This is a genomic window from Pseudonocardia sp., assembly GCF_025965585.1.
Classification (GTDB): Bacteria; Actinomycetota; Actinomycetes; order Mycobacteriales; family Pseudonocardiaceae; genus Pseudonocardia.
The window spans coordinates 1-11,108 of record NZ_JAOPWR010000553.1 but is presented as its reverse complement, the minus strand read 5'-3'; the positions used below and the strand labels follow the sequence as shown (position 1 = coordinate 11,108).

General features: G+C 73.1%; 12 protein-coding genes. 3 read left to right on the top strand and 9 right to left on the bottom strand.

All coding sequences use genetic code 11. The features are described 5' to 3' along the window. A partial coding sequence (locus JWR81_RS34105; RefSeq protein WP_297662215.1) for a Rieske (2Fe-2S) protein occupies window positions 1–272 on the top strand: 272 nt, incomplete at its 5' end. A gap of 670 nt (window positions 273–942) precedes the next feature. Next, window positions 943–1,998 (top strand): methyltransferase domain-containing protein, encoded by a 1,056-nt coding sequence (locus JWR81_RS34100; RefSeq protein ID WP_297662213.1) that lies wholly within the window; start codon window positions 943–945, stop codon window positions 1,996–1,998. Here the strand turns inward: JWR81_RS34100 and JWR81_RS34095 are convergent. From JWR81_RS34095 to rpsB, 6 genes are all read right to left on the bottom strand, one after another. Further along, a complete protein-coding gene (locus JWR81_RS34095) occupies window positions 1,995–2,705 on the bottom strand; it encodes a class I SAM-dependent methyltransferase (RefSeq protein ID WP_297662210.1) in 711 nt (236 codons plus the stop codon). The two genes, JWR81_RS34100 and JWR81_RS34095, sit on opposite strands and share 4 nt — an antisense overlap. Next, window positions 2,702–3,562, bottom strand: coding sequence for a phosphatidate cytidylyltransferase (locus tag JWR81_RS34090; protein WP_297662217.1), 861 nt, complete (start codon window positions 3,560–3,562; stop codon window positions 2,702–2,704). The genes JWR81_RS34095 and JWR81_RS34090 overlap by 4 nt, the downstream gene beginning before the upstream one ends. A 26-nt stretch (window positions 3,563–3,588) precedes the next feature. Further along, a complete protein-coding gene (gene frr, locus JWR81_RS34085) occupies window positions 3,589–4,146 on the bottom strand; it encodes a ribosome recycling factor (RefSeq protein ID WP_297662208.1) in 558 nt (185 codons plus the stop codon). Next, window positions 4,143–4,907 carry a UMP kinase gene (pyrH, locus tag JWR81_RS34080; RefSeq protein WP_297662206.1) on the bottom strand — a complete coding sequence of 255 codons (765 nt, stop codon included), beginning with the start codon at window positions 4,905–4,907 and terminating at the stop codon, window positions 4,143–4,145. Before pyrH ends, frr begins: the two co-directional genes overlap by 4 nt. Window positions 4,908–4,930: 23 nt before the next feature. Next, a complete protein-coding gene (gene tsf, locus JWR81_RS34075; protein WP_297662204.1) occupies window positions 4,931–5,752 on the bottom strand; it encodes a translation elongation factor Ts in 822 nt (273 codons plus the stop codon). 80 nt (window positions 5,753–5,832) lie between these two features. After that, window positions 5,833–6,723 carry a 30S ribosomal protein S2 gene (gene rpsB, locus JWR81_RS34070; protein WP_297662202.1) on the bottom strand — a complete coding sequence of 297 codons (891 nt, stop codon included), beginning with the start codon at window positions 6,721–6,723 and terminating at the stop codon, window positions 5,833–5,835. Between the two features lie 550 nt (window positions 6,724–7,273). On the opposite strand from rpsB, the gene JWR81_RS34065 reads away from it, so the two are divergent. Continuing rightward, on the top strand, window positions 7,274–7,984 hold the full coding sequence (locus tag JWR81_RS34065) for a M23 family metallopeptidase (RefSeq protein WP_297662200.1): 711 nt from the start codon (window positions 7,274–7,276) through the stop codon (window positions 7,982–7,984). Between the two features lie 205 nt (window positions 7,985–8,189). On the opposite strand, the gene JWR81_RS34060 is transcribed toward JWR81_RS34065, so the two are convergent. The 3 genes from JWR81_RS34060 to dprA all read right to left on the bottom strand — a co-directional run. Beyond that, window positions 8,190–9,071 (bottom strand): FliA/WhiG family RNA polymerase sigma factor, encoded by an 882-nt coding sequence (locus JWR81_RS34060; protein WP_297662198.1) that lies wholly within the window; start codon window positions 9,069–9,071, stop codon window positions 8,190–8,192. Continuing rightward, window positions 9,046–9,957, bottom strand: a complete 912-nt coding sequence (locus JWR81_RS34055) for a tyrosine recombinase XerC (protein ID WP_297662196.1) — start codon at window positions 9,955–9,957, stop codon at window positions 9,046–9,048. The genes JWR81_RS34060 and JWR81_RS34055 overlap by 26 nt, the downstream gene beginning before the upstream one ends. A 106-nt stretch (window positions 9,958–10,063) precedes the next feature. Further along, on the bottom strand, window positions 10,064–11,108 hold a 1,045-nt coding region (dprA, locus tag JWR81_RS34050; protein ID WP_297662194.1), incomplete at its 5' end, for a DNA-processing protein DprA.

The following is an 11,108-nucleotide window of genomic DNA, read 5'->3' as shown; positions in this document are numbered from 1 at the left end:
GCCCGACGTCCGACGTGCCCGTGGGCAGCGCCAAGATCTACTCCTCCGCGGGCGTGGTGGTCACCCAGGCCACCGCCGGGAAGTTCGCCGGTTTCTCCACGGTCTGCCCGCACCAGGGCTGCGCGGTGGCCAAGGTCGAGGGCGCCACCATCGTCTGCCCGTGCCACGGTAGCCAGTTCGGGCTCGACGGCAGCGTCCAGCAGGGCCCGGCGCCGAAAGGCCTGACCCCTGAGCCCGTCGCGGTGAAGGGCACCGAGATCACGCTGGCCTGAGAGCCTCCAGCGTGCGGTCCAGCTCCTCTACCGGCACGCCCCCGGCGGCAGCACGATGCTCGGCATGTCGGCGCCGTACCAGCGGTCCAGCCCTGCGCGGGCGGCCACCTGGTCGCCCAGAGCGTGAACTCGTCGAGCACCACCCGCGCCTGCTCCGAGCCGGCCCCGCTCGCCACGACGGCCCGGTGGTGCACGCCGTGGCTGCGGCGTTGCGCGTGCAGCAGCGCCACGGCCTGACCATCGAGCGGACCTCGCGCTGCGGCTCAGCTCGGGCCTCGGCGAGGTCTCGCAGTTCCGCTCGGTTACGCGGCAGCCGGATGGGCCGAGCGCGCGCTCCTGCTGGCCGACCAGGGCCATCCGCTCCACGTGGCGGGCGTCGGCGCGGCAGCCCGGGGCCTGCAACCGCGGCGAGTTCGACCGCGCCCGCGAGCCGGCCGCGCCCCGGCGGCCGGACGCCGGGGTGAAGCACGGCGCGGCCGTCCTACCCGGCGGACATCGTGGCCGACGTCGGGCTGTACGAGGGTGACGTCTACCGCTGCACAGGCGGTGTCCCTCGCGCGCACCCGCCTGCTCCGGGTCGGCTGAGCCGCGCTGCACCCCGCCTGCAAGCTGACTGCAACGTCGGCGCGGATGCTCGGGTCTCCACACACGCCGACCCACGGAGGCACCGATGGCCGTCGACAACGACAAGCTGATGGACTTCATCCACATGTTCGCCGGAGATCTCGGTGCGGCGATGGCGGCGGGCAACGTCGTCGTCGGGCACCGGCTCGGCCTCTACCGCGCCCTCGCCGAGGGCCCTGCGACGCCGGAGGAGCTCGCCGAGCGCACGGGATGTCATCCGCGCTACCTCGCGGAGTGGCTGGCCGGTCAGGCCGCAGGCGGCTACATGGGCTACGACCCGGCGACGGGGAGCTACGCGATGACCGAGGAGCAGGCGTTCGCCCTGGCTGATCCGGACGGCCCGGTCTATCTGCCGGGCGCGTTCGTCCTGGCGCTGGGGGCGCTCAAGGCGGAGCCGCGGATCACCGATGCGTTCCGCACCGGTGCAGGCGTCGGGTGGAACGAACAGGACACCGACGTGTTCGACGGATGCGAGCTGTTCTTCCGCCCCGGGTACCTCATGAACCTCGTCCCGAGCTGGGTCCCCGCGCTCGACGGCGTCGAGGACAAGCTCCGTGCCGGGGCCCGCGTGGCCGACGTCGGCTGCGGGCTGGGGGCCTCGACGGTACTGCTGGCCAGCGAGTATCCGGCGTCGACCGTCGCCGGGTCCGACTACCACGGAGGGTCCATCGACCAGGCGCGCAAGCGCGCGGCCGACGCGGGAGTGGCCGGCAGGGCGACCTTCGAGGTGGAGTCGGCGCAGACCTTCTCCGGGTCCGGCTACGACCTGGTGACCACGTTCGACTGCCTGCACGACATGGGCGACCCCGTCGGCGCCGCGCGCCACGTCCGCGACGCACTGACCGCGGACGGCACGTGGATGATCGTGGAGCCGGCCGCCACGGACACCGTCGAGGGCAACCTCAACCCGGTGGGGCGGATCTACTACTCCTTCTCCAGCTTCCTCTGCGTGCCCAACGGGCTGTCCCAGCCCGGCGGCTACGCTCTCGGCGCCCAGGCGGGCGAGGCCGCGATCCGGCAGGTGACGGCGGATGCGGGCTTCACCCGCTTCCGGCAGGTGGCCGCCACGCCGTTCAACCTCGTGTACGAGGCCCGGCCCTAGGGCTTGCGGCGCACGTGCATGCGGTAGCCGACCGGGATCGTCACGCCGGGGGTGGCGGCGAGCGCCCGGTCGGCCGTCGCGGGCGAGAACTCGATGCGCAGCACCGCCTCGCAGGTGGCACGGTCCGGGAAGCACCACACCGTCGGCACGCGCAGCAGCGAGAAGCCGCGGTCGGTGAAGAACCGCTCGGCACGCACGGGGTCGTAGTGCGGGATGTCGGCGCGCATCCAGTCGCCGTAGGGCGGCTGCGTGGCATCGAGGTCGATGATCGCGATCGCCCCGCCCGGCCGCAGCACCCGCTCGGCCTCGGCGAGGCCGGGTTCGCATCCCTTGCCGAAGAAGTACGCGGTGCGCGCGTGCACCAGGTCGATCGACGCGTCGAGCAGCGGCAGCGCGGCGGCCCCGGCCTCCAGCACCCGGACCCTGTCCGTGATCGAGCTGTCCCCGACCCTGCGCCGGGCCCGTTCCACCAGCGGCGCGTACGGCTCCACGCCCACGACCGAGGACGCCTCGGCGGCGAAGACCGGCAGGTGGAAGCCGTCGCCACAGCCGACGTCCAACACGTCGAGGCCGCGCCACGGGACGGCGTCGCGCAGGGCCGCCCAGAGCGCGCCCTCGGCGTCCTGCGCGCGGTTCTCCTGCTCGTAGACCTCGGGCCAGTTCCAGATGTTCGGGCTGGGGATCGGCGGCGCGGGCCGGAGCCTCACACGGGCACCAGCAGGCTGAGCACCGCCCACGCGACGACGGCGGTGGGCAGCAGCGAGTCGAGCCGGTCCATCAGGCCGCCGTGGCCGGGCAGCAGCGAGCCCATGTCCTTGATGCCGAGGTCGCGCTTGATCAGCGACTCGACGAGGTCGCCCAGCGTGGCGCTGACGACGAGCAGTGCCCCGGTGAGCACGCCCGCCCACCACTGGTCGTGCAGGAGGAACACGACGCACAGCCCGCCGGCCGTCATGCCGGCGACCTGCGAGCCCGCGAAGCCCTCCCAGGACTTCTTCGGGCTGATGGTGGGGGCCATCGGGTGCTTGCCCGCGATCACCCCGGCCGCGTATCCGCCGACATCGGAGGCGACCACGCAGATGAGGAACGTCAGCACGCGGCCCAGGCCGTCGGGGGCCACTGTCATCAGCGTGGCGAACGAGCAGAACAGCGGCACGTAGGCCGCTGTGAAGATGCCGGCCGTGACGTCGCGGACGAAGTGCGCCGAGCCCGCCCGCATCCGCCAGAGCAGGACCGCCAGGACCGTGACGGCGAACGAGATGGCCACGCCGCGCAGGCCGAACGGCCACGACAGCCACACCATGGCCTGACCGCCGACCAGCAGCACCGGCAGGGGCACCGCGATCTCGGCGCCGCGCCGCAGGGCCCCGGACAGCTCCCACGTGCCGACGGCGGTGGCCAGCGCCAGCACCGCGACGAACCAGTGCCGCTCGACCAGCAGCGACGCCAGGATGACCGCGCCCATCCCGACGCCGACGGCGATGGCGGCCACCAGCGGGCGCCCGGCGCGCGACGCACGGGGCGGGTTGCCGCCCTGGGGGTTCACGACCACGGCGGCGGGCAGGTCGGAGGAGGATGCGGTCACAGGGCTCAGACTTCGAGGAGCTCGGTTTCCTTGTGCTTCACAAGGTCGTCGACCTGGGCCACGTACTTGTCGACGGTGGTCTGCAGCTCCTTCTCGGCCCGGCCGACCTCGTCCTCGCCCGCCTCGCCCTCCTTGACGATGCGGTGCAGCTCCTCCATGGCCTTGCGGCGGACGCTGCGGATGGTGACGCGCGCGTCCTCGCCCTTGCCGCGGGCGACCTTGACCATGTCGCGGCGGCGCTCCTCGGACAGCTGCGGCACGACGACGCGGATGATCTGCCCGTCGTTGCTGGGGTTGAGGCCCAGGTCCGAGTCGCGGATGGCCTTCTCCAGCGCCCTGAGAGAGCCCGCGTCGTAGGGCTTGATGACCACCATGCGGGCCTCGGGGATGGTGATCGAGGACAGCTGGTTGATGGGGGTCATCGCACCGTAGTAGTCGACGACGACGCGGGAGAACATGTTGGGCGTGGCCCGGCCGGTGCGGACGCTCGCAAGATCGTCCTTGGCCACCGAGACGGCCCGCTCCATCTTCTCCTCGGCGTCGAAGAGCGTCTCGTCGATCACGACTGCCTGCCTTCCTGAGGGGTGCTGACCAGCGTGCCGATCCTCTCACCCCGCACCGCGCGGGCGATGTTGCCCTCGACGAGCAGGTTGAACACGATGATCGGCATCCGGTTGTCCATGCAGAGGCTGAACGCCGTGGCGTCGGCGACCTTGAGGCCCTGCTCCAGCACCTCGCGGTGAGTGATCTCGTCGAACATCTTGGCGTCGGGATCGATCTTGGGGTCGGCGGTGTAGACGCCGTCCACGCTCTTCGCGAGCAGCAGGGCCTCCGCGCCGATCTCCAGAGCGCGCTGGGCGCCCGCCGTGTCGGTGGAGAAGTACGGCATGCCGACACCCGCACCGAAGATCACGACGCGGCCCTTCTCGAGGTGCCGGGCCGCGCGGCGCGGGATGTAGGCCTCCGCGACCTGGCCCATCGTGATGGCCGTCTGCACGCGGGTGTCGATGTGGTGCTCGCGCTCCAAGAAGTCCTGCAGCGCGAGGCAGTTCATCACCGTGCCGAGCATGCCCATGTAGTCGGCGCGGGCGCGGTCCATGCCGCGTTCCTGCAGCTCGGAGCCGCGGAAGAAGTTGCCGCCGCCGATGACCACCGCCACCTGGGCCCCGCTGGCCACCACCTCGGCGATCTGACGGGCCACAGCCTCCACGACCCCGGGATCGACGCCGACGGCGCCGCCACCGAACATCTCGCCGCCGAGCTTGAGCAACACGCGACGAAAGCCGGGGCGGGTGCCGTCCGGGCCGATCCTGGGGTCGTCCATGAGGTGCGGAGTGTCCTTACTGTTCAGGCCTGCCCGACCTCGAAGCGGGCGAAGTCCTTGACGGTGACGCCCGCGGCATCGAGCAGCGCCTTGACGGTCTTCTTCGGCTCCTGGACCGACGCCTGCTCCATCAGGACGACGTCCTTGTAGAAGCCGTTGACACGCCCGTCGACGATGCGCTCGAGCACCTGCTCCGGCTTGCCCTCCTCACGGGCGGTGGCCTCGGCGATGCGACGCTCGTTCTCGATCACCTCGGCCGGGACCTGCTCGCGGGTGGTGTACTTCGGGCTGGCCGCGGCGACGTGCATCGCCACACCCTTGACGATCTCATCGTCCGCGCCGTCGTACGAGACGAGCGCGCCGATGGCCGGCGGCAGGTCCGACGCGCGGCGGTGCAGGTACAGCGCCACCGGGCCGTCGACGTGGATGTAGCGCTTGAGCTCGAGCTTCTCGCCGATGCGGGCGGAGAGCGCGAGGATGGCGTCCTCGACGGTCGCCCCGGAGGAATCGAGCTTGGCGGCCTTGAGGGCATCCAGGTCGGCGGGCTTCTCGGCGACGGCGACCTTCAGCACCTTGTCGGCGAGCGTCTGGAAGTCGGCGCTCTTGGCGACGAAGTCGGTCTCGCAGTTGATCTGGACCATCGTGCCGCCCTCGGCGACGACGAGACCGTTGGCCGTCTCGCGACCGGCACGCTTGTCGACGTCCTTGGCGCCCTTGATGCGGAGCAGCTCGACGGCCTTGTCGAAACCGCCGTCGGTCTCCTCGAGCGCCCTCTTGCAGTCCATCATCCCGGAGCCGGTGAGGTCCCGGAGCTTCTTGACGTCGGCGGCGGTGTAGTTCGCCATGGTGGTGCCTCTTCGTCCGTTCTCGTGGAAGGGGACGCGACCGACCCCGGGCCGTGTGACGGCCCGGGGTCGGAAGCGGATCAGCTCGTGGTCTGCGGGGTGCCGTTGCTCGTGGTGGCAGGAGCCGTGGTGGCGGCCGGCGCGGGCGCGTCCACCGGGGCGGCGGCGTCGGTCAGGCTGGCACCGTCGGAACCGGCACCGGTGGGGAGCAGCTCGCGCTCCCACTCGGCCAGCGGCTCCTCGGCACCCTTGTCGTCGCCCGACTTGGCGGCGCCGCTGCGCTCCGAGCGCGCCACGAGGCCGTCGGCGGCGGCACGCGCGATCACCTTGGTGAGCAGCGCGGCCGAGCGGATGGCGTCGTCGTTGCCCGGGATCGGGAAGTCGACCTCGTCGGGGTCGCAGTTCGTGTCCAGGATGGAGACGACCGGGATACCCAGCTTGCGGGCCTCGCCGACGGCGATGTGTTCCTTCTTGGTGTCGACGATCCACACCGCGCTCGGGATCTTGGTCATGTCCCGGATGCCGCCGAGCGTCTTCTCGAGCTTGGTCTTCTCACGGGTGAGCATGAGGATCTCCTTCTTGGTGCGACCCTCGAAGCCCCCCGTCTGCTCCATGGCCTCCAGCTCCTTCATCCGCTGAAGGCGCTTGTGCACGGTCTGGAAGTTCGTGAGCATGCCGCCCAGCCAGCGCTGGTTGACGTACGGCATGTTGACGCGGCCCGCCTCGTCGGCGATGGCCTCCTGTGCCTGCTTCTTCGTGCCGACGAACATGATCGTGCCGCCGTGCGCCACGGTCTCGCGGACGAACTCGTAGGCCCGGTCGATGTAGGACAGGGTCTGCTGCAGGTCGATGATGTAGATGCCGTTGCGCTCGGTGAGGATGTAGCGCTTCATCTTCGGGTTCCAGCGCCGGGTCTGGTGCCCGAAGTGAACACCCGAGTCCAGCAGTTGCTTCATGGTGACGACGGCCATGGCCGGAGTGCACCTCTCGTTCAGGCGTGGACGCTCGGCGGCCACGCACGCGGTTTCGCGGTGCAACCGGTCGGCGGCACCGCCCTGGCGACGCGTCGGCGTCCGGACCTGCGGAGACGTAGACCGCAGGACCGCCCGTCCGCCGTTTCCCACGAGGTGGGTACGCGAGCGCGCGAAGTCATCCCACGCAGAAGGTGGGATGCGGAACCGAGTGTACGCCGGGGACCTTTCCGACCTCGCAGCCGCTCCTCGACCGCGACCACGAGTACGTCAGGCCCGCGGACACCTGCCGGATCCGTGGGCTGGGCCGGCTGCCACTGCTTCCTGGCGGTCCGTCGCGGCCGCCGGACGGGAGACGTGCCGACGGGGTGCCGCGGCGCGAGCGGCCCGCCGGGGTGGGCGCCGATCTCCAGGCGGTTGTCCCCATCGCGGTGCGGCCATCCACAGGTTGTCCGGTGGGCCCGCGGATCAGTGGTTCCGGACCGACGATGGGGCGATGAGGCGACGGTGGGTGCGGCGCGCGCCTCGGGAGACACGGGCTGGTGCGGCCGTGGTCCTGGCGATAGCTCTCGGCGGGGTCACGGCCGGGACGAGCCCGGGCGTCCCGGCCGCCTCGGTGCGCGGCGGGGTGGACCTGCTCGCTGCACTGGCACCAGCCGATGCCGCACCCGCCCGTGACGCCCGGCCGGCCGCTCCTCCCCCGGCACCGCCCACGGACCCCACGGACGCTCCCGGTGCCACGGCAGCCCCGCCGCCTGGCGCCGGTGTGCCCGCCCCCGGCGCGCGGTACGCGTGGCCGCTGCTCCCCGCGCCCGCGGTGTTGACGCCGTTCCGGCCGCCGACCCACGCGTACGGGCCCGGTCACCGCGGCGTCGACCTGGCCGGGATGACCGGGCGGCAGGTGCTGGCAGCACGGGGCGGCACGGTGGTCTTCGCGGGGCCGATCGCCGGCCGGGGCTCGGTCTCCGTCCAGCACGACGACGGCCTGCGCACCACCTACGAGCCGGTCTCGCCCACTGTCCGCGCCGGCGACGTGGTCCGCGCCGGCGACGTGCTCGGGCTGCTGGAGCCGGGCCACGCCGGTTGTGGCTCGGCCGCGTGCCTGCACTGGGGCGTGCGCCGGGACCGGCTCGACTACCTCGACCCCCTCGTCCTGCTCCGCCCGACGAGAGTCCGCCTGCTCCCGGTGCCCGATCCGTGGCCCGACGGCGACCCACCCTCAGCACCGCAGCCGGTATCGGCGCCCGATCCGCCCGGATAGCCGCTCGACCGTGGAGGGTGCACCAGGGGTCGGGTGCGGATCAGCGGCCGACGCCACGGACGCCCCGACCCACCTCCGCGCTGCGATCACCACTCGCATCCGATCCACCCGAGCAGCCGCTCCACCCCGAGTAGCCGCTCCACCGTGAGGGCGGCACCGGACGTGGCGGGAAGCGCGCGGAGGGGAAGGGCGCGGACGGGCCGGCTCAGCCCGCGGCCAGCTCCTCCAGCCTGCCGCGGAGGCGTCCGACCAGCCGGGAGTGCAGCTGGCACACCCGCGACTCGGTGACCCCGAGCACCCGGCCGATCTCGGCGAGCGTCCGGTTCTCCAGATAGTAGAGTTCGACGACCCGGCGGTCCCGCTCCCCGAGCTGGGCCACGACCATGTTCAGCTGGCGCATGGTCTCGCGGGCCTGCACCACGGCCATCGGGTCGGGGCTGCGCTCGTCGGCGAGGAGCTCCGAGACGCCGCCGCTGTTCTCCTCCAGCGCCTCGACGCTGATCACCTGCATCTGCTGGGTCAGCCCTCGCAGCTCCCGCACCGGTACGCCGAGCTCGGCGGCGAGCTCCCGGTCGGTGGCCGCGCGCAGCAGCCTGCCCTCGAGTCGCTCCTGCGCGCGTTCCAGCTCCCGCACGCGACCGCGGACGGTGCGGGGGATCCAGTCCTGCGCGCGCAGCTCGTCGAGGATGGCGCCGCGGATGCGCTGCGCCGCGTAGCTCTCGAAGCGCGGGCACCGCTCGGGGTCGAAGCGCTCGACCGCGTCGATCAGCCCGAACACCCCGGACTGCGCGAGATCGGCGTGGTCGACGTACGACGGAAGGCCCGCCGCGACCCGATGGGCCACCTGACGGACGAGCGGCGCGTAGTGGATGACGATCCGGTCGCGCTCTGCGCGTGTCGGCTCCACCAGATAGGCGGACCAGAGCTCGTCGACCGCTGAGGCCGGTGCGGGAGGCAGGGGGTCGGGAACGAGCTCGACGAGCGTGGACGGGAACGGAACAGGCGCCGAGACCACCGGACCCGCGCTGGCTCTGAGCCGCACGGATTCGGCCAGGACGGGGTCAAGCCCTGGGGTGCGCCTGCTCATGTACCACCTTCAGCCGCTCGACGGTCACGTGTGTGTAGAGCTGAGTGGTTGCTAGCTTAGCGTGACCAAGTAACTCCTGTACGTAACGGAGGTCCGCGCCGCCCTCCAACATGTGAGTGGCGGCGGCGTGCCGGAGCCCGTGCGGTCCGACGTCCGGTGTTCCCGGTACCGCCGCCATCGCGCGGTGCACCACCTCCCGTGCGATCCGCGGATCGAGCCGGCCTCCCTTCGCCCCCAGCAGCAGCGCGGGCGGGGAGCCCGGGCGGACGAACGCCGGCCGCCCGGCCTCGAGCCACCGGACGAGCGCGGCGGCGGCGGGCACGCCGTAGACGACCGTTCTCTCCCTGTCCCCTTTGCCAACGACGCGCAGCGCCCGCCGCTGCGGGTCGACGTCGTCGATGTCGAGCCCGCACAGCTCCGAGACGCGGACGCCGGTGGCGTAGAGCAGCTCCAGCACGAGCGCCTCCCGCAGAGCCCCCGGCTCTCCCTCGGCCGCGCCGGATCCGGCCGCCTCCAGCACCGCGGCGGCCTGGTCGGCGTCGAGCACGGCGGGGAGCGCCGACCGCGGCCGCGGCGACACCAGCCGGGCGCCCGGGTCCGTGGCGATCCGTCCGGTGCGGCGGGCCCACGCGGTGAACGAGCGAGCCGCCGCGGCCCGCCGGGCCAGCGTGGAGCGTCCGGCCCCGGCCGTGTGCCCCGCGGCGAGCCACCGGCGCAGCACGGCGAGATCGAGCTCGGCGAGATCGTCCAGCCCGGCGAGCATCCCGTTCAGGTCCCCGCGGTAGGCCCGGACGGTATGCGGCGAGCGCCCGCGTTCCAGCTCCAGGTGCGACACGAACTCGTCGAGCACCTCGGCGACACGGGGGGCGAGCTCGGGCTGGGCCATCGGTCGACGGTGCGGGGTGCGCGGAGGCGGGTCAAGCACCGCCACGCCCTCCGCGCCCCTCCACATGCCGATCCGGGCGGGCCGCGGCGGCGAGCCGTCGCAGCGCTCACCGTTCCGCGTCCGGGCGGCGGCGCCAGCGGCCCTCGCAGTGCTCCACGAGGCCGCGCCGTTCGAGGTCGACGAGCGCCGCCCGCACCGCCCCGAGGGGCACGCCGGCGTCGACCGCGATGCGGCCCGTCTCGCGAGCCCCGCGGGCCGGCAGGGCGTCGTGCACCAGGGCGGCCGCCGTGCTGAGCCCGTCGGTGGGCCGCTGTGGACCGGGCGCCTGCTCGTCGGCGAGGTCGAGGCCGATCCGGCCCGCCACCTCCAGAACCTCCTCGACGCGGGTGACGAGCGTCGCACCGTCGCGGATCAGGCGGTGGCACCCGGCCGAGAGCCCGGACGTGACCGGCCCCGGCACCGCCATCAGCGGCCTGCCCAGTGCTCGGGCGTCGGCAGCCGTGCGCTGGGCCCCGCTGCGCAGGCCCGCCTCGACGACCACGGTGCCGCCGGCCATCCCGGCGATGAGCCGGTTGCGGACGAGGAAGCGGTGCCGTCCGGGGACCGAACCGGGCGGGTACTCGCTCACCACCAGGCCATGGGAGCCGATCCGGTCGAGCAGCACCTCGTGCGCGACGGGGTAGGCGCGGTCGGGTCCGCAGGCCAGCACCGCGACGGTGGGACCCTCGGCCGCCAGCGCGCCCCGATGCGCGGCACCGTCGATGCCGATGGCGGCACCCGACACCACGGTGAACCCGCGATCCGCCGCTCCGGCCGCCAGCTCTCCCGCCACGTGCATGCCGTAACCGGTGGCCGCCCGGGCCCCGACGACAGCAATCGCGCGGTCGCACAGCTCGTCGAGCGCGCGTGGCCCGCGGACCCACAGCGCCACCGGTGGAGCCAGCTCGTCGAGACCCGACGCGGCGAACGCCGCGAAGGCCCAGTGCGGCCACTGGTCGTGCTCGGGGGTGAGCAGGCGGACGCCGGCTGCCGCGGCGGCCTCCAGGTCGGCGGCCACGCGGTGGACGGTGCGCCGGGCGGAGGTCTCCGTGGCGACCGCCTCCGGCACCGCGCCCCGGACGACCCGCGCCGCGGCCTCCACCGGCCCGACG

Coding starts and splice junctions, on each gene's coding strand:
- JWR81_RS34060 (WP_297662198.1), bottom strand. CDS start 9,071: ATGAGCAGGCGCACCCCAGGGCTTGACCCCGTCCTGGCCGAATCCGTG.
- tsf (WP_297662204.1), bottom strand. CDS start 5,752: ATGGCGAACTACACCGCCGCCGACGTCAAGAAGCTCCGGGACCTCACC.
- pyrH (WP_297662206.1), bottom strand. CDS start 4,907: ATGGACGACCCCAGGATCGGCCCGGACGGCACCCGCCCCGGCTTTCGT.
- JWR81_RS34100 (WP_297662213.1), top strand. CDS start 943: ATGGCCGTCGACAACGACAAGCTGATGGACTTCATCCACATGTTCGCC.
- rpsB (WP_297662202.1), bottom strand. CDS start 6,723: ATGGCCGTCGTCACCATGAAGCAACTGCTGGACTCGGGTGTTCACTTC.
- JWR81_RS34055 (WP_297662196.1), bottom strand. CDS start 9,957: ATGGCCCAGCCCGAGCTCGCCCCCCGTGTCGCCGAGGTGCTCGACGAG.